At 59.8% G+C, this 21705-nt stretch carries 18 protein-coding genes and 1 pseudogene; 3 read left to right on the top strand and 16 right to left on the bottom strand.

Features of this window, described 5'->3' with window-relative positions; translation table 11 throughout:
• Nucleotide 1 precedes the first annotated feature (1 nt).
• From nuoF to WF513_RS00350, 5 genes are read right to left on the bottom strand one after another with little or no spacing between them, the layout of a single operon-like run.
• Entirely contained in the window at nucleotides 2-1366 is a 1365-nt protein-coding gene (nuoF, locus tag WF513_RS00370) for an NADH-quinone oxidoreductase subunit NuoF (protein WP_339080762.1), read from the bottom strand.
• Nucleotides 1363-1863: an NADH-quinone oxidoreductase subunit NuoE gene (gene nuoE / locus WF513_RS00365; RefSeq protein WP_339083661.1), complete on the bottom strand. Its 501-nt coding sequence runs from the start codon at nucleotides 1861-1863 to the stop codon at nucleotides 1363-1365. The genes nuoF and nuoE overlap by 4 nt, the downstream gene beginning before the upstream one ends.
• Nucleotides 1860-3641 (bottom strand): NADH-quinone oxidoreductase subunit C/D, encoded by a 1782-nt coding sequence (nuoC, locus tag WF513_RS00360; protein WP_339080761.1) that lies wholly within the window; start codon nucleotides 3639-3641, stop codon nucleotides 1860-1862. The genes nuoE and nuoC overlap by 4 nt, the downstream gene beginning before the upstream one ends.
• Before the next feature lie 56 nt (nucleotides 3642-3697).
• Nucleotides 3698-4375 carry an NADH-quinone oxidoreductase subunit B gene (locus tag WF513_RS00355; RefSeq protein WP_339080760.1) on the bottom strand — a complete coding sequence of 226 codons (678 nt, stop codon included), beginning with the start codon at nucleotides 4373-4375 and terminating at the stop codon, nucleotides 3698-3700.
• Nucleotides 4376-4385: 10 nt separating this feature from the next.
• The gene (locus tag WF513_RS00350) at nucleotides 4386-4799 is read right to left on the bottom strand and encodes an NADH-quinone oxidoreductase subunit A (RefSeq protein ID WP_339080759.1); all 414 of its coding nucleotides are present in this window, start codon (nucleotides 4797-4799) and stop codon (nucleotides 4386-4388) included.
• A gap of 263 nt (nucleotides 4800-5062) precedes the next feature.
• Between WF513_RS00350 and WF513_RS00345 the strand changes: the two genes are divergently transcribed.
• The 3 genes from WF513_RS00345 to WF513_RS00335 all read left to right on the top strand — a co-directional run bounded on the left by WF513_RS00345 (nucleotide 5063) and on the right by WF513_RS00335 (nucleotide 9570).
• Nucleotides 5063-5989: a hydrogen peroxide-inducible genes activator gene (locus WF513_RS00345; protein ID WP_339080758.1), complete on the top strand. Its 927-nt coding sequence runs from the start codon at nucleotides 5063-5065 to the stop codon at nucleotides 5987-5989.
• A 9-nt stretch (nucleotides 5990-5998) separates the two neighbouring features.
• Nucleotides 5999-8074, top strand: a complete 2076-nt coding sequence (gene recG, locus WF513_RS00340) for an ATP-dependent DNA helicase RecG (protein ID WP_339080757.1) — start codon at nucleotides 5999-6001, stop codon at nucleotides 8072-8074.
• An 89-nt stretch (nucleotides 8075-8163) separates the two neighbouring features.
• Nucleotides 8164-9570, top strand: a complete 1407-nt coding sequence (locus WF513_RS00335; RefSeq protein ID WP_339080756.1) for an HDOD domain-containing protein — start codon at nucleotides 8164-8166, stop codon at nucleotides 9568-9570.
• A 43-nt stretch (nucleotides 9571-9613) separates the two neighbouring features.
• On the opposite strand, the gene WF513_RS00330 is transcribed toward WF513_RS00335, so the two are convergent.
• The 11 genes and pseudogenes from WF513_RS00330 to glcD all read right to left on the bottom strand — a co-directional run bounded on the left by WF513_RS00330 (nucleotide 9614) and on the right by glcD (nucleotide 21523).
• The gene (locus tag WF513_RS00330; protein ID WP_339080755.1) at nucleotides 9614-10360 is read right to left on the bottom strand and encodes a hypothetical protein; all 747 of its coding nucleotides are present in this window, start codon (nucleotides 10358-10360) and stop codon (nucleotides 9614-9616) included.
• A gap of 79 nt (nucleotides 10361-10439) precedes the next feature.
• Entirely contained in the window at nucleotides 10440-10832 is a 393-nt protein-coding gene (locus WF513_RS00325; protein ID WP_339080754.1) for a helicase, read from the bottom strand.
• A 141-nt stretch (nucleotides 10833-10973) separates the two neighbouring features.
• The gene (locus tag WF513_RS00320; protein WP_339080753.1) at nucleotides 10974-11246 is read right to left on the bottom strand and encodes an HU family DNA-binding protein; all 273 of its coding nucleotides are present in this window, start codon (nucleotides 11244-11246) and stop codon (nucleotides 10974-10976) included.
• A gap of 186 nt (nucleotides 11247-11432) precedes the next feature.
• The gene (locus WF513_RS00315; protein ID WP_339080752.1) at nucleotides 11433-12581 is read right to left on the bottom strand and encodes an FAD-dependent oxidoreductase; all 1149 of its coding nucleotides are present in this window, start codon (nucleotides 12579-12581) and stop codon (nucleotides 11433-11435) included.
• 261 nt (nucleotides 12582-12842) lie between these two features.
• Nucleotides 12843-13010, bottom strand: coding sequence for a rubredoxin (locus WF513_RS00310; RefSeq protein ID WP_090250760.1), 168 nt, complete (start codon nucleotides 13008-13010; stop codon nucleotides 12843-12845).
• Between the two features lie 149 nt (nucleotides 13011-13159).
• Nucleotides 13160-14863: pseudogene (locus WF513_RS00305) on the bottom strand (L-lactate permease).
• A gap of 204 nt (nucleotides 14864-15067) precedes the next feature.
• Complete coding sequence (locus tag WF513_RS00300; protein ID WP_339080751.1) at nucleotides 15068-17248, bottom strand: malate synthase G; 2181 nt, start codon at nucleotides 17246-17248, stop codon at nucleotides 15068-15070.
• Between the two features lie 77 nt (nucleotides 17249-17325).
• Nucleotides 17326-17727 (bottom strand): heme-binding protein, encoded by a 402-nt coding sequence (locus WF513_RS00295; RefSeq protein ID WP_339080750.1) that lies wholly within the window; start codon nucleotides 17725-17727, stop codon nucleotides 17326-17328.
• Between the two features lie 12 nt (nucleotides 17728-17739).
• The gene (gene glcF / locus WF513_RS00290) at nucleotides 17740-18957 is read right to left on the bottom strand and encodes a glycolate oxidase subunit GlcF (protein ID WP_339080749.1); all 1218 of its coding nucleotides are present in this window, start codon (nucleotides 18955-18957) and stop codon (nucleotides 17740-17742) included.
• Between the two features lie 2 nt (nucleotides 18958-18959).
• On the bottom strand, nucleotides 18960-20024 hold the full coding sequence (gene glcE / locus WF513_RS00285) for a glycolate oxidase subunit GlcE (protein ID WP_339080748.1): 1065 nt from the start codon (nucleotides 20022-20024) through the stop codon (nucleotides 18960-18962).
• Complete coding sequence (gene glcD, locus WF513_RS00280; protein ID WP_339080747.1) at nucleotides 20024-21523, bottom strand: glycolate oxidase subunit GlcD; 1500 nt, start codon at nucleotides 21521-21523, stop codon at nucleotides 20024-20026. The genes glcE and glcD overlap by 1 nt, the downstream gene beginning before the upstream one ends.
• Between the last annotated feature and the right edge of the window lie 182 nt (nucleotides 21524-21705).

Raw genomic sequence — 21705 nt, 5'->3', positions numbered from 1 at the left:
TTTACGCGGGGACGAATTGCCCCGTCGTGACTGCAGCCGTCGAATGGGCAACGCCTGCCTCAAACTCCGAGCGGAAATACTTGATCGCGCTGCCCAGCGGCTCAACAGCACCCGGTGCGTGCGCACAAAATGTTTTGCCAGGGCCGAGGAAGTTAACCAAGCCAAGCAGGGTGTCGATGTCTTGCTGAGTGCCTTCGCCATGTTCCAGCGCGCGAAGGATTTTCACACTCCAAGGCAGGCCATCCCGGCAGGGCGTGCACCAACCGCAGGACTCGCGGGAAAAGAACTCTTCCATGTTGCGCAGCAACGACACCATGCTGACCGTGTGATCGACAGCCAATGCCAGACCGGTGCCCATACGCGTACCGACCTTGCCGATACCGCCGGCGTACATCAACGCATCGAGGTGCTCGGGCAGCAAAAAGCCGGTACCAGCGCCGCCGGGTTGCCAGCATTTCAGCTTGTAGCCATCACGCATGCCGCCGGCATAGTCTTCGAACAACTCGCGGGCGCTGACGCCAAAGGGCAATTCCCAGACGCCAGGTCTTTTCACTTTGCCGGAGAAGCCCATCAACTTGGTGCCGTGGTCTTCGCTGTCCGGGCGGGCCAAGCTTTTGTACCAATCGACACCATGACCGACGATGGCCGGCACGTTGCACAGGGTTTCGACGTTATTCACGCACGTTGGCTTGCCCCATACACCGACTACAGCCGGGAATGGCGGTTTAGCGCGCGGGTTGGCGCGGCGGCCTTCAAGGGAATTGATCAGCGCGGTTTCTTCACCGCAGATGTAACGACCGGCACCGGTGTGCACGATCAACTCGAAATCAAAACCGCTGCCAAGGATGTTTTTGCCGAGCAGGCCCGCGGCCTTGGCTTCCTCGATGGCGCGATTAAGGTTGATCGCCGCATCGACGTATTCGCCACGCAGAAAGATGTAACCGCGATAGGCTTTGAGTGCCCGCGCGGAGATCAGCATGCCTTCCACCAGCAGGTGCGGCAACTGCTCCATCAGCAGGCGGTCCTTCCAGGTGTTGGGCTCCATTTCGTCCGCGTTGCACAGCAGGTAGCGGATGTTCATGGCCTCATCCGCTGGCATCAGGCCCCACTTCACGCCGGTAGGGAAGCCAGCGCCGCCTCGTCCTTTGAGCCCGGATTCTTTCACCGTTTGCACGATGTCAGCCTGAGCCATTTCGCTCAGCGCTTTGCGCGCAGCTGCATAACCATTTTTTTGCTGGTATTCGGCAAGCCACACCGGCTGGCCGTCATCGCGCAGGCGCCAGGTCAACGGATGGGTTTCTTCGTTGCGGGCAATGCTGTTCGCCGGGCCAACAGAGCTCAGCGCCTTGGTGCTCAGAGTGGTCATAAATAGGCCTCCAACAGCTGGCCGACGCTGCCGGCGCTAACGTCACCAAAGGTATCGTCATCAATCATCAACGCAGGCGCTTTATCGCAGTTACCCAAGCAACACACCGGCAGCAAGGTAAAACGACCGTCTGTGCTGGTTTGGCCAAGACCGATGCCCAGTTGCTTCTGGATACTCGCCACCACTGATTCATGCCCGCCGATGTAACAGGTCATGCTGTCGCACACACGGATGATGTGCCGACCCACTGGCTGGCGGAATATCTGGCTGTAAAAAGTCGCCACGCCTTCAACATCGCTGGCGGGGATGCCGAGGATTTCACCAATCGCATCGACGGCACCGTCTGGCACCCAGCCACGGGCTTTTTGCACGATTTTCAGCGCTTCGATCGACGCCGCGCGCGGCTCTTCGTAATGATGAAGCTCATGCTCAATAGCCGAACGCTCGGCGTCACTGAGGGCAAAACGGTCTGTCTGAATAAGTGTGTTCATCATCAGCGGTCCACGTCAGCCATAACGAAGTCGATACTGCCTAGGTAAGCAATCAAGTCAGCCACCATGCTGCCGCGAATCACCGAAGGGATCTGCTGCAAGTGCGGGAAGCTTGGCGTGCGAATGCGTGTGCGGTAGCTCATGGTGCTGCCGTCGCTGGTCAGGTAGTAACTGTTGATGCCTTTAGTTGCTTCGATCATTTGGAATGATTCGTTAGCCGGCATCACCGGACCCCATGACACCTGCAAGAAGTGCGTGATCAGCGTTTCAATGTGCTGCAGCGTGCGCTCTTTTGGCGGCGGCGTAGTCAGCGGATGATCGGCCTTGTAAGGGCCTTCTGGCATGTTGCGCATGCATTGGTCGATGATCTTGATGCTCTGGCGCATCTCTTCCACCCTTACCATGCAGCGGTCGTAGGCGTCGCCATTAACCGCCAACGGCACTTCAAACTCGAAGTTCTCATAGCCCGAATATGGCCGCGCTTTGCGCAGGTCAAAATCGCAACCGGTGGAGCGCAAGCCGGCGCCGGTAACGCCCCACTCTAACGCTTCCTGGGTGTTGTACTGCGCCACACCGATAGTACGGGCCTTAAGGATGCTGTTTTTCAGCGCGGCCTTTTCGTACTCATCGAGGCGCTTAGGCAGCCAATCGACAAACTCTTTCACCAAACGGTCCCAGCCGCGCGGCAGGTCGTGGGCGACGCCGCCGATGCGGTACCACGCCGGGTGTAAGCGGAAGCCGGTGATGGCCTCAATTACCTTGTACGCGCGTTGGCGGTCGGTAAAGGTGAAGAACACCGGCGACATCGCGCCAACGTCCTGAATGTAGGTCCCAAGGAACAGCAAGTGACTGGTGATGCGGAAGAACTCGGCCATCATGATGCGAATCACGTCGACCCGTTGCGGCACGGTAATGCCCGCGAGTTTTTCCACGGCCAGTACGTACGGCAGGTTATTCATCACGCCGCCGAGGTAGTCAATGCGGTCGGTATAAGGAATAAAACTGTGCCAGCTCTGGCGCTCCGCCATCTTCTCGGCGCCACGGTGGTGATAGCCAATTTCCGGTACGCAATCGACAATTTCTTCCCCGTCCAACTGCAGAATGATGCGGAACGCACCGTGGGCTGAAGGGTGGTTAGGGCCAAGGTTGAGGAACATATAGTCCTCGTGCTCAGCACCGCGCTTCATGCCCCAGTCTTCCGGCTTAAAGCGCGCCGCTTCTTCTTCCAGCTGCTGCTTGGCCAGGGTCAGGCTGAATGGATCAAACTCCGTGGCGCGCGCTGGGTAATCCTTGCGCAGCGGGTGACCTTCCCACGTTGGCGGCATCATGATCCGCGTTAGATGCGGGTGGCCGGTAAAGTGGATGCCGTACAAGTCCCAGACTTCGCGCTCGTACCAGTTGGCGTTAGGCCAGATGCGGGTGATGCTGGGCATATTCAGGTCACGCTCACTGAGCGCCACCTTAATCATGACGTCGCTGTTTCGCTCCAGCGACATCAGGTGATAGAACACGGTGAAGTCTGCACCCGGCAGACCACGACGTTGGGTGCGCAGGCGTTCGTCAATGCCATGCAGGTCGTACAACATCACGTAGGGGCGCGGCAGATTGCGCAGGAACGTCAGCACTTCGACCAAACGCTCGCGAGCGACCCACAACACCGACATGCCGGTGCGGGTGCTTTGCACGGTAAACGCTTCAGCGCCAAAACGAAAATGCAGCTCAACGACCACGTCTTGGTCGTCAGCTTTGTAGGGCGGGATGAACACAGTGCTCGGTGCAGTCATGGTCTCGATCGCTATCGGTCAACGGCGTCAGTAGGCGGGCTCACGCGAGCCCAGGCTCATACTTCGTCAGGGCTACGCAGGTTGGTTACGGCGATACGTTCAGCGCGCCGCTGTTCTTTCTGCGACGGCATGTCCGCACGGTAAACACCCTGATCACCGACAACCCAAGACAACGGCCGGCGCTCTTCAGCAATGGAGTCCTGCAGCAACATCAGGCCTTGCAGAAAGGCCTCGGGACGCGGCGGGCAGCCGGGGATATAGACATCCACCGGCAAGAACTTATCGACACCCTGAACCACCGAGTAGATGTCATACATGCCGCCAGAGTTGGCGCACGCACCCATGGAAATCACCCATTTAGGCTCAAGCATTTGCTCATATAACCGTTGGATGACCGGGGCCATTTTAATAAAGCAGGTGCCGGCAATGACCATAAAGTCAGCCTGACGCGGGGAGGCCCGGATGACTTCCGCACCAAAGCGCGCAATATCGTGCGGCGCGGTAAAGGCCGTGGTCATTTCCACATAGCAGCAGGACAGGCCGAAATTATAAGGCCATAAGGAGTTTTTGCGCCCCCAATTTACTGCGCCATTAAGAACATCTGAGAGCTTTCCCATGTAGATGTTCTTGTGGACTTCATCGTCTAGCAGCGGGTCAGAAACGGTCTCCCGCTCGCCAACCGGATAGCGCTCATTAGGCGCATTCGGGTCGATCCGAGTAAGTTTATATTGCATCGCCAAAGCCTCATTGTTTTAGCTTCGCCTGCCGCTCGCGACGACCTTGAGGAGCCCAATCGAGCGCCCCGATCCGCCATAGGTAGACAAGACCTGCCAACAGAATTGTTATAAAGACTGTAACTTCGATCAGCCCAGCCCAGCCGCTTTCGCGCACCGAAACTGCCCAAGCGAAGAGAAAGAGGGCTTCAACGTCGAAGATCACGAAGAGCATCGCGACCAGATAGAATTTGGCGGACAAGCGCAGGTGCGCACTGCCAACGGGCAACATACCGGATTCAAAAGGTTCATTCTTGCTGCGGCCCCATGCTTTGCTGCCCAGCAGGCTGGATAAGCCAAGCATGAAGGCAATGAGCCCGAAGACTCCTAGCAAGAACACAGCAAAAGCCCAGTTATGGGACATGGTCGTTACCGCATCAGGCATGCCGGTACTCCTTGGGTAAAAGGAACGGCTTAAAAATTTTCTAGCACGCTCAGGGCCCCGTTCGGGCGCCGGCAAAGTATGGTCGCAATTCTATGCGTACAACACATCTGTCACTAATTATTTTCTGTTCACAACGCGACATTAAATCGTAGCCAGTCGTCATAACGGCCTCTGTGATTGCGCCACTGGCGTGGATGCGCATCAACAGTTGGTTCCATTGAATACAGAGGCTATGCTAAGGCGCAATTCAATGGAAAAAGACTATGACCCTCACTGAACTGCGCTACATAGTCACCCTGGCTCAAGAGCAGCACTTCGGCCGCGCTGCTGAGCGCTGCCATGTCAGCCAGCCAACGCTCTCTGTGGGGGTGAAAAAGCTTGAAGATGAGCTGGGCGTGCTGATTTTCGAGCGCAGTAAGAGTGCGGTAAGGCTGACCCCGGTCGGTGAGGGCATTGTCACGCAAGCACAGAAGGTGCTGGAACAAGCCCAAGGCATCCGCGAGCTGGCACAGGTCGGCAAGAATCAAATGGCGGCTCCGCTTAAAATCGGCGCCATTTATACCGTCGGGCCTTACCTGTTCCCTCATTTAATCCCGCAGCTGCACCGTGTTGCACCGGATATGCCGCTGTATATCGAAGAAAACTTTACCCACGTGCTGCGCGATAAGCTGCGCAACGGTGAGCTGGACGCAATCATCATCGCGCTGCCGTTCCATGAAGCCGATGTGCTGACCAAGCCTCTTTACGATGAGCCGTTCTACGCCCTGCTGCCGTTCGGCCACCCGTGGGCCGCGATGAAAACCATCGACAGCAAATTGCTTAATGACAAAAGCTTGCTGCTGCTCGGTGAAGGCCACTGCTTCCGCGATCAGGTGCTAGAAGCCTGCCCAACCTTGCGCAAGGGCGGCGAAGACAGCGCCAAGCACACCACGGTGGAATCCAGCTCGCTGGAAACTATTCGCCATATGGTCGCCTCAGGCTTGGGCGTATCCATCCTGCCGTTCTCCGCAGTCGACAGCCATCATTACGCCCCCGGGATCATCGAAGTGCGCCCACTCAGCGCGCCAGTGCCCTTCCGCACCGTGGCCATCGCCTGGCGTGCCAGCTTCCCGCGGCCGAACGCCATTGAAGTGCTGACCGACTCGATCCGCCTGTGCTCGGTGGCTCGCCCGTTGCCTAAGAACGACTAAGGCGAGGCGATGACCGAGCTGGCCGCGGTTTCTGTCACCGCGCTGAAAGGCGTGGGCGCCTCGCTGGCCGAAAAACTCGCCAAGGTCGGCTTAGAGACGCTGCAGGATGTGCTGTTTCACCTGCCGTTGCGTTATCAGGACCGCACCCGCATTGTGCCAATTGGCGCACTGCGTCCCGGCCAGGATGCCGTGGTTGAAGGTATCGTTGCCGGCGCTGACGTGATCATGGGTCGTCGTCGCAGCTTACTGGTGCGCCTGCAAGATGGCAGCGGCACGTTGAGCCTGCGCTTCTACCATTTCAGTCAAGCGCAGAAAGAAGGCCTTAAACGTGGCACTCAGGTGCGCTGTTACGGCGAAGTAAGGCCCGGCTCTTCGGGGCTCGAGATCTATCACCCGGAATACCGTGCCCTGTCTGGCAGCGAGGCGATTGCCGTGGAGCAAACGCTGACGCCGATCTACCCGACCACCGAAGGCCTGACTCAGCAGCGCCTGCGTCAACTCAGCGAACAAGCCTTGGCACGCTTGGGGCCGCACAGCCTGCCGGATTGGCTGCCGCGTGAATTGGCTGACGAGTACCAGCTCAGCCCGCTTGATCAGGCGATTCGCTACCTGCATCGGCCGCCGCCGGATGCTGACGTGGAAGAACTCGCCGAAGGCCGTCACTGGGCTCAGCACCGCCTGGCCTTCGAAGAGCTCCTGACCCATCAACTGTCGCTGCAGCGCCTGCGCGAGAGCGTACGAGCACAGCAGGCGCCCGCCATGCCGATGGCCAAAGTCCTGCCGCAGCAATACTTAGCCAACCTCGGGTTTGCCCCCACCGGCGCGCAACAGCGGGTCGGTGCGGAAATCGCCTACGACCTCAGCCAAAGCGAGCCCATGCTGCGCCTGATACAAGGTGATGTGGGGTCCGGTAAAACCGTGGTCGCGGCCTTTGCGGCCCTGCAAGCATTAGAAGCGGGGTATCAAGTGGCGCTGATGGCGCCCACTGAAATTCTCGCCGAGCAGCACTTTATCAACTTCAGCAAATGGTTGGCGCCGCTGGGTCTTGAAGTCGCGTGGCTGGCTGGCAAGCTCAAGGGTAAAGCCCGCGCCAGTGCGCTGGAGCAGATTGTCAGCGGCACACCCATGGTGGTCGGCACCCACGCGTTGTTTCAGGATGAGGTGAAATTCCACAACCTGGCGCTGGTCATTATCGATGAGCAGCACCGCTTCGGCGTGCAGCAACGCTTGGCCCTTCGGCAGAAAGGCATTGGCGGGCGCATGTGCCCGCATCAATTGATCATGACCGCCACCCCCATCCCCAGAACCTTGGCCATGAGTGCGTATGCCGACCTCGACACCTCGATCCTCGACGAGTTACCGCCGGGCCGCACCCCGGTGAATACCCTGGTGATCGCCGATAGCCGCCGCCCGGAGGTGGTCGAACGGGTGCGCCTGGCGTGCAACGAAGGCCGCCAAGCTTATTGGGTGTGCACGCTGATTGAAGAATCCGAAGAACTGACCTGCCAAGCCGCCGAAACCACCTTCGTCGACCTAACTGCTGCGCTGGGCGGGCTGAATGTGGGCTTGATCCACGGGCGCATGAAGCCAGCTGAAAAGGCCTCGGTCATGAACCAATTTAAGCAGGGCCAGCTGCAGTTATTAGTCGCCACTACGGTGATTGAAGTGGGCGTAGACGTGCCCAACGCCAGCCTGATGATCATTGAAAACCCTGAGCGCTTGGGCTTGGCGCAACTGCACCAGTTGCGCGGGCGAGTCGGCCGCGGCAGCGCCGCCAGCCATTGCTTGTTGCTTTATCACGCGCCGTTATCGCAACTGGGCCGCCAACGCCTGGCAATCATGCGCGAGACCTGCGATGGTTTCATTATCGCTGAAAAGGACTTAGAGCTGCGCGGCCCCGGCGAGATGCTCGGCACCCGCCAGACCGGCCTGCTGCAGTTTAAAGTGGCCGACCTGATGCGCGACGCTGACTTGCTGCCGGCCGTGCGCGATGCCGCCCAGGCGCTGTTGGAACAGTGGCCGCAACATGTCAGCCCACTGCTTGAGCGCTGGTTACGGCACGGTCAGCAATACGGGCAAGTGTGACCCGGCGCACAAGACAAATGTCGCCTGTGCCGCATCTTTACTAAGCGGCTGTTTATACTCCAAGCTCGCCGCCTCTGCCGGATACCGCCATGACTGAACTCGCCCTTGCTCCCGACACCGCTTTGCAGCCGCCAATGGTGATCGTGCAATTGCTGGAAAAACTCGGCCTGAGCTACCACGTTCGCCTCGACCAGCCTAGCCTGCCAACCGCACAACGTCTGCAGGCGGTGCTGCTAGACGACGCCGTCGGCGCGCTGCTGGTGCTCTATCCGCAGAACCAACTGTTGGATTTAAACCGCCTCACCGAACTCACCGGCCGGCAACTGGCCGCGGTCAAGCCCGAGCGCTTGGCGCGCATGCTCAGCAAGCACAACTTAAAAGCCCTGCCGGGGCTGCCGCCGCTGACCAGTTCGCCCTGCCTGTATGACGAGCGCTTGCTGCAGGTGCCCAGCGTGTATATCGAATCTGGCCAGCCTGGCGTATTGCTGGAGCTGAGCAGTGAGGGATTTAAAAGCTTATTGGGTAAAGCCAGCGCCGCACGCTTCGGTGAGCCACTGAGCAACATCCACCTGAATTTGGACCGCCCAGACGATGACCGCGCCGAGATCATCCAAGCCGTGCAGGCCTTTACCGCCCGCCGGATTCAGCAGCGATTAGAAGAAACCATCGAAATTCCACCCCTACCTGAAACGGCGCAGAAGATCATTAAACTGCGCGTCAACCCTGAAGCCAGCGTGGATGACATCACCGGCGTGGTGGAAACCGACCCGGCATTGGCTGCGCAAGTTGTCAGCTGGGCCGCCTCGCCATACTACGCGGCGCCGGGCAAAATCCGCTCCGTGGAAGACGCCATCGTGCGTGTGCTGGGCTTCGATTTAGTGATCAACCTGGCCCTTGGCTTGGCATTGGGTAAAACCCTGAGCCTGCCCAAGGATCATCCGCAGCAAGCCACTCCATATTGGCAGCAGGCGATTTACAGCGCGGCTGTGATTGAAGGGCTGACCCGCGCCATCCCGCGCGCGCAGCGCCCGGAAGCTGGCCTGAGCTACCTCGCCGGTTTGCTGCATAACTTCGGTTACCTGGTGCTGGCACATGTGTTTCCGCCGCACTTTTCGCTTATCTGTCGCCACGTCGAGGTCAACCCACACCTGTCGCACAGCTATATCGAGCAGCACTTGCTGGGCATCAGCCGTGAACAAATTGGCGCCTGGTTGATGCGCCACTGGGACATGCCGGAAGAGTTAGTCAGCGCCCTGCGCTTTCAGCACGACCCCGAGTTCAGCGGCGCGCATGCTGCTTATCCGAACTTGGTGTGCCTGTCGGTGCGCCTGCTGCGCAATCGCGGCATCGGTGCCGGCCCCCACAGCGAAATCCCGCAGAGTCTGTTGGATAACCTTGGTATCAGCCGTGAAAAAGCCGAGGACGCGGTAAACAAGGTGCTGGAGGCCGAAGTCGCGCTGCGCGAACTGGCGGCGCAATTCCACCCAACCCCCTAAACCTGCAGTAAAAACCAAGGGGCCTCACGGCCCCTTGGTCGTTTCAGTCGAGCTGCTTGTTCAGCTGTGCACGCCGCGCTGCAAACAACCCGGGCAGCAGTTGCACGCTGCTATCAAGTAGCTGAGCCACGGCAGGCTGCTCATACAAGGCGGCATATTCAGCCAGCTTTTCGCTGGGCATCTGTCGGTAGGCGTAAAGCATAAAGGACTCCACCGCTTTGACGCTGGAGGCCCGCAGCGCCTCCTCTTGCGCCTTGGTCTGAGTGCTCAGAGCCTTCTCTTCGATGCTTTCGCCACGGGCCTGCAGGGCCAAGAAGGCCTGTGTTTTACCCACCTCATAGCGCAGTAATGTAGCCAACGTGGTGGTATGAGCCGCCGAATCCAAACGTCGCACCAGAGCCAGACGTTCACCGCGAGGCGGGCGTGCGTCCAACTGCTTGCGGTAGGCCGCTAACCCTTCTGCGCCACCCGCACCGACCGAGCGCTCAGCCGCCGTAAATTCCTGCGCCAATGGGCTTTCCAGCAGTTGCTTAGCCTGTTGCACCTGCGCTTGATCGAGCTTGCCAATCAGGCCCTTGGCCAAGTCCAAACACAAGCTGTCAGCGGCAAACGCCTTAGCCAACTGCGCTTGCTGTTTATCAGTTAACCCGCGCTGCACCAGCGGCGCACTCTGCTCACAGAGCAAACGGATACCGGCCAGCTCGAATAATGGCGCAAAGGCATCAGCTTTCGGCGGGGTGGCGTGGGCAAGGGAGGTGGACAACAACAGGGCAAGCAGTAGCAGACGCATGGGTAAACTCTCATTATGGCTGCGCCCAGCCTAGCGAAAGCGCGCCGTGCCGGCCAGCCCTTGGGGGCCCAGCTGCGGGTCAGGCCGCTTTTTTGCTGGCGTCTTTCTTTTTTGGCATCAGGTATTTGGTCAGACCCTGGAACCAGATCACCAGCGCTGGGTTGCCCTGAATCTGGATATCTTTGTTCTGAATGCCCTGCATAAAGGCCAGCTGCTTATTTTTTGCGCTCATGGTGGCGAAGCCATAGGCCGCATCCTTAAAACCTAAAGCAAAGGCCGGCTCGCTTGCTGGGCCGCGCTTGCTGGTGATGCGCTGGTCTTTGACGATGAAGTGACGGGCAACATTGCCGTCTAGGGTGTGCAACTGGAAAACCATATCGCGATTCACCAGCTGCTGCTGGAACGCCGGGTTGGTGCGGCTGGCCTTGACCATCAGGCGGCCCAGCATCCACAGAAGAAAACGAAATTTCATGCGCAAGGCCTCGCAAAAGCTAAGGGAAAGGCGGCGCAGTGTAGCGGTTTGTTGCAGGGACTACATCCGGCCAAAAGAGGGCGTGTGAATACGCAGACCGATGGGGAGCAGCCCGGAGCCAAAGGCCCCGGGCCTGAGGGCTCAGTTGACCGCGTCTTTCAGGGACTTACCCGGTTTAAAGGCGACGGTGTTGCTGGCCTTGATCTGCACAGGCTCACCGGTTTGCGGGTTTTTACCGGTGCGAGCACCGCGGTGGCGTTGCACAAACGTGCCAAAGCCCACCAAGGTGACGCTGTCTTTACGGTTCAGGGCGTTGGTGATTTCTTCGAGTACGGCGTTGAGTACACGGTTTGCCTGATCTTTGCTTAGATCCGCCTTATCGGCGATGGCGGCGGCGAGTTCCGGTTTACGCATAAATGCCTCTTTACGGTTTTTTGTTGTTGTGTCCGGGCTGCTCTGCGCGAGCAGATACCAAGGCGCCGCAACAGCTCTAGGCTGCGGCAGACTCGGGGAGAATGGCACGCCATCGGGCCCTGCGCCAGCCTTGTACGGCAGTTATGCCGGGCAAATTTGTGGCATATCCGACAGAACAGCCGTCATTCAGGCCAATAGCGCCGGCAGACGCTTATTCAAGGTCAATTTTTCCTGCACAGCTGTCCCGGTGAGCGCATAACCGAGCAGCGCGCCGCTGCTGTCGTGGCACAGCGCTTTGATGTCAGCACCCGTGCCCTCCACGCTCCACTCGCCCTGCATCCCACGCGGTAGTGGCGATACCACTAGCGGGCAGACCGGAGTTTTCACTGTCACTGGCATCGGCCCATAGGTCACCGCTGTCAGGTTACCGGCGAGGGTTTGTGCTAACGCTCGGGCACTGGTCATCAGCGGCATGACATACAACAGGTTGATACCGTCCACCTCGGCGCAATCGCCTAGGGCATAGATATTGGCGTGTGAGGTGCGCAGCTGGCGGTCGACCACCACGCCGCGATTGATCGCCAAGCCAGCAGCGGCTGCCAGCTCAATGCGCGGGCGCAGACCCACCGCCGAAAGCACCAGATCACAGTTGATCAGCGTGCCATCAGACAGCTGCGCCTGCAGCGCATCATCTTTGTGGTTCAGGCTGGCCAATATCGGCCCGAGGTGAAAACGCGCGCCCAAGCCTTGCAACCCTGCCTGCACCGCTGCAGCAGCGGCCGGATGCAGCAAGCCGGGCATTACCTGCTCGCAAGGCGCGACCAATTCAACCTGATAACCGCCGAGGATCAGATCATTGGCAAACTCACAGCCGATTAACCCAGCGCCGAGCAGCAGCACGCGCTGCTTGCCGGCCGCCGCGCTGCGAAAACGTGCGTAGTCTTGCAAATCATTGATGGAGAAAATGGCATCCTCAGCATCACCCTGCACCGGCACGCGAATCACTTCAGCGCCCAAGGCCAGCACCACATCCCGATAGGCCACCGCCTCCTCGCCTATCCACAGCTGCTTGTGCCCCGGATCAATGCCGCCGATACGCGTATGGGTACGAATTTCCGCTTTCAACTGCTCAGCCATCGCACCGGGCTCAGCCATGCTTAGGCCGTCAGCGTCTTTATTCTTCGCGAAACCGGTGGACAACATCGGCTTGGAATACGAGCGGCCGTCGTCTGCGGTGATCAATAACAACGGCGTTTCGCTGTCGAGCTTGCGAAACTCACGGGCGAGGTTGTAGCCGGCTAGGCCAGTACCGATGATAACGACAGGGGCATTCATGCTGTATTCCTCGCATGGGGCGCAGGTTAATACGCCATAAAAATTCAGGACCGATGGTCAGACTTAGGCGCGTTTGAACAGCGCCAAATTAAGCGCGCTGGCGGAGCTTTTGAAGCCCCATTAATCGGCATGACGAGCCGCGTAAACGATGCCGGGCCGCTCTTAACCAGCAAAACGGCGACCCACAGGTCGCCGTTTTATCGTCTGAAGAAGGCCATGTAGCATGGCTACAACGTCAGCCGCGCTTGGCTTAGCGTGGGCTCAACCGATTTCGATCATCTCGAAATCCAACTTGCCCACACCGCAGTCAGGGCACAGCCAGTCTTCGGGGACATCCTGCCACAGCGTACCGGCGGCGATGCCGTCATCAGGCCAGCCCTGGCTTTCGTCGTAAATCAGTCCACAGACCACACATTGCCACTTTTTCATAACTACCTCAGGGAATCACACGGCTGTTGCGCTGCGGAAACTACCGTATATACGCAGATGCGCCAAGCCGCAGGACGAGAAAGGCCGCCTCATGGGCGGCCAATCAACTTAGGGTTCTGCCCGCGGTATAGCGGGCAGAGGTGGGCCGCTTAACCCGCCGCTTGCATCAACGGATCAGAAATACCCATGCCGTACATCGCAATCATGGTGATGCTACCAGCAGCAACAAGGTAGTAGAGGGTCGGCAGAATGGTTTTGCGCAGGGTGATCCCTTCGCGACCCAGCAGACCCACAGTGGCCGAAGCCGCTACCACGTTGTGAATGGCGATCATGTTACCCGCCGCCGCGCCCACCGATTGCGCGGCCACCATCATCGCACCGGATACTCCGAGCAGACTGGCCGCATTGAACTGGAACTGCGACAGCATCAAGTTGGACACGGTGTTGGAACCGGCGATAAAGGCCCCCAACGCACCCACAGCCGGCGCGAAGAACGGATAAACACCGCCCACGCTGTCGGCCACCAGTTGCGCCATGGCCACCGGCATCGACACCAGATCAGCTCCGTTAACGCCGGAGTTGATCAGAATCCGCACCATCGGAATGGTGAAGATCAGCACGAAACCCGCGCCCAGTAGGGTACGGCTCGACTCGTTGATCGCGGCACCCAATTCGGACAACCGCATGCGGTGCAGCAACGCGGTGACCAGCACCACCATGATCAGGATGCCGCCCGGCAGGTATAACGGCTCAAGTTTGCCGGAGATACCGGTTTCACCGAGGATGTCGATCCAGCCGATACTGACCGACAGCAAGGCCGCCTTCAGCTCAGGGAAGACGCGCGATGCCACCAGGAATATCGCTAGCAGCACATAAGGTGCCCAGGCCATGCGTACGGAGATCGGCGTTTTACCGGCGATGTCGTCGAGCTTCATCTCGATCTTGCCCATCCACTCGGCTGGCCACTCGCTGGCCGGCGCAAAGTCCCAAGTGGTCTTAGGCAGCAAGAAGCCCGCCTTGGCCGCGGGGATCACAATCGCCAGGCCAACCATCGCACCGATCATCGACGGGAATTCCGGACCGAGGAACACCCCGGCGGCGATGTAAGGGATGACGAAAGCCAAGCCAGTGAAGATGGCAAACGGGGCCATTTCCAAGCCTTCTTTCTACGACTGATTCTTGCCGAAGAAGCGCGTCATGATCGACAGCATGATCAGTGGCATAAAGATGCCGATCAGGCCGTGGGTGATCGCCACGCGCGAGAAGATCAGGTGGAAGAACACCTCCCAGCTACTGCCGAGTGTGGCCAGCTGCGCGGACATGCCCGCCTGGTCCAGACCACCAGCCACACCCACCAGAATCGGTGTACCCACAGCACCGAAGGATACCGGCGTGGATTGCACCATCATGCCCAACACCACTGCCGCCAGCGCCGGGAAACCCAGTGCCACCAACAACGGCGCCGCCACAGCAGCCGGCGTACCAAAGCCCGAGGCACCCTCGATAAAGCAACCAAACAGCCATGCAACGATCAGCGCCTGGACGCGACGGTCGGGGGTGATGGTGGCGAAGCCACGGCGAATGGCTGCGATGCCACCTGAATGCTTGAGGGTGTTGAGCAGCAGGATCGCACCAAAGATGATCCAGAGGATCGCGGCGGTGAGAACCAGGCCTTGCAGGCTGGACGCCAAGACCCGATTGAAGGACATATCCCAGGACGTTAGACCAATGATCGCGGTGAGCAGGAAGACCACCGGCATAGCGTACTTGGCTGGCCAGCGAAAGCCGATCAGCAGCACACCCGCCAGTACCAGTGGCACAAAGGCCAGTATCGACAGCAGTGTTTGACTCATGAGTTGGTTCCTATTTGTTATTGTGAACCACAGTGTTCCGGGGATACCCGGTGCCTCGCACACGGACCTGCTGGGCCACCGAGACATTCTCAGCCAACCTTTAGCAGTTCCTTGGATGATGGAACGGGGGATATCCCGCCATCATCAATGCTCAATCGCCCCGGCAGCACGAGTCTGACGGGGCGCTTTAACAGCCGAGCCTATTTAGCCCTCTTGTTGTTTGAAACGAAGGCGCCAGGCATGCAGCAATGGCTCGGTATAGCCGCTGGGTTGCTCAAGGCCTTTGAACACCAAATCACTGGCCGCTTGGAAGGCTGCCGACTGGCTGTAGTCCGTTGCCATTGGCCGGTAAGCGCTGTCACTGGCGTTCTGCTGATCGACCACCTTGGCCATGCGCTCAAGGCTTTCGCGTACCTGGGCCTCATTGATCACCGCATGGTGTAACCAGTTGGCGATGTGCTGGCTGGAGATACGCAAGGTGGCGCGGTCTTCCATCAGGCCGACGTTGTGGATATCCGGCACCTTGGAGCAACCCACGCCCTGCTCCACCCAGCGCACCACATAACCGAGGATGCCTTGGCAGTTGTTGTCCAACTCTTGCTGAATCTGGCTGGCGCTCCAGTTGCGCTCGGCCGCCACCGGCACGCTGAGCAGCCCGTTGAGCAGCTCATCGCGCTGGCTATTGAAGTCGATGGCTTCCAGCTCACGCTGCACCGCCTGCACATCCACCTGGTGGTAGTGCATGGCGTGCAAGGTGGCGGCGGTTGGCGACGGTACCCAGGCGGTGTTGGCGCCGGCTTTAGGGTGGCCAATTTTCTGTTCAAGCATGGCGGCCATCAGGTCCGGCATGGCCCACATGCCCTTGCCGATTTGCGCGCGCCCACGCAAGCCACAGCTCAGGCCCACCAGCACGTTGTTGCGCTCATACGCCTGGATCCAAGCGCTGCTCTTCATGTCGCCTTTGCGCAGCATGGCGCCGGCTTGCATGGCGGTGTGCATCTCGTCACCGGTGCGGTCAAGGAAGCCGGTGTTGATAAAAGCCACGCGGGCGCCAGCGGCCGCGATGCAGGCCTTGAGGTTGATACTGGTGCGACGCTCCTCGTCCATGATGCCCATTTTCAAGGTGTGACGTGGCAGCTGTAGCAGGTCTTCAATCCGACCGAACAGCTGATCGGCAAAGGCCACTTCGGCCGGGCCGTGCATCTTCGGTTTAACGATATACACGCTACCGGTGCGCGAGTTACCACGACGCTGCAAGTCGTGCAGCGCACACAAGCTGGTCATCACACCATCAAGAATACCCTCAGGGATCTCGTTCCCCTCGCCATCGAGGATCGCCGGGTTGCTCATCAGGTGGCCGACGTTGCGCACAAACAGCAGCGAACGACCATGCAGCTTCAGTTCGCCACCGGCAGCGGCGGTGTACTCGCGGTCGGGGTTGAGGCGACGGACAATGCGCTTACCGCCCTTCTCCAGTTCTTCGCTGAGGTCACCTTTCATCAGGCCGAGCCAGTTGCGGTAGATCACCACCTTGTCGTCGGCGTCGACTGCTGCCACGGAGTCCTCACAGTCGAGAATGGTCGACAGCGCCGACTCGAGCAGCAGGTCCTTGACCCCAGCCGCGTCGGTAGCACCGATCTGGCTGCTGGCATCAATCTGGATTTCTACATGCAGGCCGTTGTTCTTCAGCAGCACCGCCGTCGGCGCGCTGGCCTCACCCTGAAAACCGACAAATTTTTCGGCCTGAGCCAGGCCACTGTGGCTGCCATCTTTCAGGCTGACGTGCAGCTGGCCATCAATCACCTGATAGCCCGTCGAATCGACGTGGGAGCCAGTGGCTAATGGTGCGGACTGATCGAGGAAGGCACGAGCAAAGGCAATTACCTTGTCGCCGCGCACCTGGTTATAGCCCGGACCCTTTTGCGTGCCGTCGTCTTCAGAGATAGCGTCGGTGCCATACAAGGCATCGTAGAGCGAACCCCAGCGGGCGTTGGCCGCGTTGAGCGCGTAGCGCGCATTCATCACCGGCACCACCAACTGCGGGCCAGCTTGAGTGGTGATCTCGCTGTCGACGTTGGCGGTGCTGGCCTGCACGCTGTCAGGTTGCGGCAACAGGTAGCCGATGGATTCGAGGAACGTGCGATACGCCGGCATGTCGCTAATCGGGCCGGGATGCTCGCGGTGCCAGGTGTCCAGCTGGACTTGCAGGGCATCACGTTCGGCCAGCAGCGCACGGTTTTGCGGCGCTAGGTCGTGCACCAGGGCATCGAAGCCGGCCCAGAAGGCGTCGCGCTCAATACCGCTGCCCGGCAGCACTTCCTCGTCGATAAAACGTTGCAGGTTGGCGGCCACTTGCAGGCGCTGGCAGTTCACGCGATCGGTCATTTTCCACTCTCCAAAATCAGTACAGGTGAGACGCTAGGCGGTTGGCGGATCACTGAGGAACCGCCTCACTATGCGAATCAGTTCAGTGCAGCGACGCCGGCTTTAGCCACTTGCGCGTCTTGATCAGCTTTGACTCCGGAAACACCCAATGCACCGATCACCTGGCCGTCAACGATCACCGGCACGCCGCCTTCCAGCGAGGTCACCAATGGCGCGGACAGGAATGCCGTACGTCCGCCATTGACCATGTCCTCAAAGCTCTTGGTTTCGCGGCGGCCGATGGCAGCGCTGCGCGCTTTTTCGCTCGAAATGTAAGCGCCAATTGGGGCGCAACCGTCGAGACGCTCCAGGGCAAGCAAGTGGCCGCCGTCGTCAACCACGCTGATGGTCACCGCCCACTGATTTTTTTCGGCTTCGCTGCGCGCAGCAGTGAGCATGCGGTTGACTTCGGTTTGGCTCAAAACGGCTTTGCTTAGCATGGTGTTCTCCGGTTAATTCAGGGCTTCTTCGACGAGTTCGATCCAGTGCCGCACAGGGGTGCGACCGGCGCCGTCGAGGTGGGTTTGGCAGCCGATGTTAGCGGTGACAATCACCTCCGGCTTGCCGCTTTCCAGGGCATTCATTTTGTTGTCGCGCAGCTGCTTGGACAGCTCCGGCTGGGTCAGCGAATAGGTCCCGGCCGAACCGCAGCACAGGTGGCTGTCGGGCACGGCGGTCAAGCCGAAGCCAAGGCGGCTGAGCACGCCCTCGACCGCGCCGCCGAGCTTTTGCGCATGCTGCAAGGTGCAAGGGCAATGGAAGGCCAAACGCTTGTCGGCGTGCACACCCAACTGCTCCAGCGGTTCGGCGCTCAGCACCTCAACCAAGTCTTTGGCCAACGTACTGACGCGCTTGGCCTTCTCCGCATAGGCGAAATCCTGCGCCAACAAGTGGCCATAATCTTTGACGAAGGCACCGCAACCGCTGGCTGTCTGCACGATGGCCTCAGCGCCCTGTTCAATAGCCGGCCACCAGGCGTCGATATTTTTCCGGGCGCGCTGCAAGCCTCGCTCTTGGGCGTTGAGGTGGTAGTCCACCGCGCCGCAGCAGCCGGCTTCATAGATCGGCGTGACGCTGATGTTTAAGCGGTCAAGTACCCGCGCCGTGGCGGCATTGGTGTTGGGTGCCAGGCCAGGCTGTACGCAGCCTTCCAGCATCAGCACCCGGCGGGCATGGCGTGGTTCAGGACGTGGTTTGGCAGCAGTTACCGCGCGCGGAAGCTTGGCCTTGAGGCTGGCCGGTAGCAGCGGGCGGAATATTTGGCCGACCTGAGTCAGGCTTTTGAACAGCCCCGCATGTGGCACTACCGCACGCAGGCTTTCACTCAATACCCGTTGCGCCAGCGGACGGGGCACGGCGGCATCGACCACGGCGCGGCCGATATCCAGCAGGTTGTGGTACTCCACACCCGACGGGCAGGTGGTTTCACAATTACGACAGGTGAGGCAGCGGTCTAAGTGCAGCTGGGTCTTGACGGTGACTTCATTGCCTTCAAGCACCTGCTTGATCAGGTAGATGCGCCCGCGCGGGCCGTCCAGCTCGTCGCCCAGCAGTTGATAGGTCGGGCAGGTGGCATTGCAGAAGCCACAATGCACACAGCTGCGCAGGATACGTTCAGCTTCCTCGGCGCGCGGCAGTAGCTTGGCTTGTTCACTCAGATTGGTCTGCACAGCTATACCTCGGCATACAGGCGGCCAGGGTTGAAGATGCCCTGGGGGTCGAGCTGGGTTTTAAGCTGGCGGTGATAGCGCAGCAGCGGTGCAGCCAGCGGATGAAATGGGCTGTCGCAGTGGCCGGCCGTGAAGCAGGTGGCGTGGCCACCGACTGCGGCGACGGTTTGACGAATCAGCGCGGCATCAGCATCAGACTTCAACCAGCGTTGTGCGCCGCCCCAGTCGATCAGCTGTTCACCGGGCAATGCCAGCACGCCGGTATGGCTCGGCACTGATAACCGCCACAACGGCCGTGGATCGGCAAAGAAGCCCAAGCGCTGCTCACGCAGGTCAGCCCAATAAGCGCTTTCAAGCAGCTCGCCACCGATACGTTCGCGAGCCGCCGCTACCGAACCTTCACCGCCCTCCAGGCGCAGGTGCAAGGCTTTACCATCGTGACTGGCGGCGCTCAGCGGAATCGGCTGTTGGCCCCACTCGGCGAGCTTTTGCAGGGCCAAGACGGCGTCCATTTCAAGGCGCAGGCTGAGGCACTGGCGCGGCTTGGGCAGCACTTTGAGCGATACCTCGGTAATCACCCCAAGACAACCAAAGCTGCCGGCCAGTAGGCGCGAGAGGTCGTAGCCGGCGACGTTCTTCATCACCTCGCCACCAAAGCGCAGGTGTTTACCCAGGCCGGTGATCAGGCGTGTGCCCAGCACCAGGTCACGTACCGCACCAGACCAGGGTCGGCGCGGGCCCGAAAGACCGCTGGCCACCATACCGCCAAGGGTCGCCGCGCCGTCGAATTGTGCAGGCTCGCAGGTGAGCATCTGCCCGGCCTCATCGAGTACTGCTGCTAACTCAGCCAGCGGGGTGCCGGCGCGCGCGGTTATCACCAGCTCAGTCGGGTCATAGCTGACAATGCCGCGGTGGGCGCGAATATCCAGCACTTCACCCTCGACCTTGCGGCCGAGGAACGCTTTGCTATTGCCGCCTTGAATGCGCAATGCAGTCGAGCTGTTGAGGCTGTGATTGACTTGTTCCAGCAGCGCCGCACTGGCATCTGCGTCATGCCGCATAACCATTAAAAACGCTCCAGTTCAGGAAAAGGCAGCTTGCCGTGGTGCACATGCATGGAGCCGAACTCGGCGCAGCGGTGCAGGGTCGGAATGTTCTTGCCGGGGTTGAGCAGGCCGCTCGGATCGAAGGCTGCTTTGACCGCGTGGAACAGGGTCAGCTCGTCGCTGTTGAACTGGGAACACATCTGGTTGATCTTCTCGCGGCCCACGCCGTGCTCGCCGGTGATGCTGCCACCGACCTTGACGCAGAGTTCGAGGATCTTGCCGCCCAGGGTCTCGGCGCGGTCCAGCTCGCCGGGCTGGTTGGCATCAAACAGAATCAATGGGTGCATGTTGCCGTCACCGGCATGGAACACGTTGGCCACACGCAGACCAAACTCCTCGGAGAGGTCGCTGATGCCCTTGAGCACGCCCGGCAGCTCGCGGCGCGGGATGGTGCCGTCCATGCAGTAATAGTCTGGCGAAAGACGTCCCACCGCCGGGAAGGCGTTCTTGCGCCCGGCCCAGAATCTGATGCGCTCCGCTTCATCACGCGCTAGGCGCACCTCGGTGGCGCCGGCCTGGATCAGTACGGCCTTAACTCGGTCACACTCGTCATGCACATCGGCTTCCACACCGTCCAACTCACAGAGCAGGATGGCTTCGGCATCCACCGGGTAGCCAGCGTAGATAAAATCTTCAGCGGCGCGAATCGCCAGGTTGTCCATCATCTCCAGGCCGCCGGGGATGATCCCGGCCGCAATGATTTCACCCACCGCGCGACCGGCCTTCTCCACCGAGTCAAAGCTGGCCAGCAGCACTTTCGCCACCTGCGGCTTAGGCAACAGCTTGACGGTGACTTCGGTGATGATGCCGAGCATGCCTTCGGAGCCCGTGAACAAGGCCAACAGGTCGAAACCCGGTGAATCCAGGGCATCACTGCCGAGGGTCATGCGCTCGCCTTCGACGGTAAGGATGTCGACCTTGAGCAGGTTGTGCACGGTCAGGCCGTATTTCAGGCAGTGCACACCCCCGGCGTTCTCGGCGACGTTACCGCCAATTGAACAGGCGATTTGCGAGGACGGATCCGGTGCGTAATACAGATCATAGGGGGCGGCGGCTTGGGAGATGGCCAGGTTGCGCACACCAGGCTGCACCCGCGCATAGCGGCCTGCGGGATTGACTTCGATGATGTGCTTGAAGCGCGCCATCACCAACAAAATGCCTTGCTCAAGTGGTAACGCACCACCCGACAGGCCCGTGCCAGCGCCGCGTGCGACCACGGGCACATTACGCTGATAGCAGAGCTTGAGCAGGCGCTCGACCTGCTCAATGCGCTCCGGCAACACCACCAGCATCGGCGTGGTGGTATAGGCCGAGAGCCCATCGCATTCGTAGGGTTTAAGGTCTTCCTGGGTGTGCAGCACGTGCATATCCGGCAGAAGCTCACGCAGTTCAGCCAGCAGGGCTGACTTATCGACCTTGGGCAGTACCCCGTCAACGCGCTCGTCGTAAAGAATACTCATGGCAGGCTCTCTCTCGCGTGGCGGGTTCTTTTGTGCAGTGCCAATAGCGCAGCGGCCTGCTTTTTGTGACCCATGTGTAGAGACTTGTGCGCCCAGCGTCCATCGTCTTACTTACTGGTATGACCAGTTATTTCACTCCACTTGGCGACGTAATGTCGCACCAGACCTTACCTTTACTGGAT

The sequence above is a fragment of the Pseudomonas sp. TMP9 genome, from assembly GCF_037943105.1.
Classification (GTDB): Bacteria; Pseudomonadota; Gammaproteobacteria; order Pseudomonadales; family Pseudomonadaceae; genus Aquipseudomonas.
Note: the sequence above shows the minus strand (reverse complement) of the source record. Positions and strands in the feature narration are given on the sequence as shown.

Coding starts and splice junctions, on each gene's coding strand:
- nuoF (WP_339080762.1), bottom strand. CDS start 1,366: ATGACCACTCTGAGCACCAAGGCGCTGAGCTCTGTTGGCCCGGCGAAC.
- nuoC (WP_339080761.1), bottom strand. CDS start 3,641: ATGACTGCACCGAGCACTGTGTTCATCCCGCCCTACAAAGCTGACGAC.
- WF513_RS00355 (WP_339080760.1), bottom strand. CDS start 4,375: ATGCAATATAAACTTACTCGGATCGACCCGAATGCGCCTAATGAGCGC.
- WF513_RS00350 (WP_339080759.1), bottom strand. CDS start 4,799: ATGCCTGATGCGGTAACGACCATGTCCCATAACTGGGCTTTTGCTGTG.
- WF513_RS00345 (WP_339080758.1), top strand. CDS start 5,063: ATGACCCTCACTGAACTGCGCTACATAGTCACCCTGGCTCAAGAGCAG.
- recG (WP_339080757.1), top strand. CDS start 5,999: ATGACCGAGCTGGCCGCGGTTTCTGTCACCGCGCTGAAAGGCGTGGGC.
- WF513_RS00335 (WP_339080756.1), top strand. CDS start 8,164: ATGACTGAACTCGCCCTTGCTCCCGACACCGCTTTGCAGCCGCCAATG.
- WF513_RS00330 (WP_339080755.1), bottom strand. CDS start 10,360: ATGCGTCTGCTACTGCTTGCCCTGTTGTTGTCCACCTCCCTTGCCCAC.
- WF513_RS00325 (WP_339080754.1), bottom strand. CDS start 10,832: ATGAAATTTCGTTTTCTTCTGTGGATGCTGGGCCGCCTGATGGTCAAG.
- WF513_RS00320 (WP_339080753.1), bottom strand. CDS start 11,246: ATGCGTAAACCGGAACTCGCCGCCGCCATCGCCGATAAGGCGGATCTA.
- WF513_RS00315 (WP_339080752.1), bottom strand. CDS start 12,581: ATGAATGCCCCTGTCGTTATCATCGGTACTGGCCTAGCCGGCTACAAC.
- WF513_RS00310 (WP_090250760.1), bottom strand. CDS start 13,010: ATGAAAAAGTGGCAATGTGTGGTCTGTGGACTGATTTACGACGAAAGC.
- WF513_RS00300 (WP_339080751.1), bottom strand. CDS start 17,248: ATGACCGATCGCGTGAACTGCCAGCGCCTGCAAGTGGCCGCCAACCTG.
- WF513_RS00295 (WP_339080750.1), bottom strand. CDS start 17,727: ATGCTAAGCAAAGCCGTTTTGAGCCAAACCGAAGTCAACCGCATGCTC.
- glcE (WP_339080748.1), bottom strand. CDS start 20,024: ATGGTTATGCGGCATGACGCAGATGCCAGTGCGGCGCTGCTGGAACAA.
- glcD (WP_339080747.1), bottom strand. CDS start 21,523: ATGAGTATTCTTTACGACGAGCGCGTTGACGGGGTACTGCCCAAGGTC.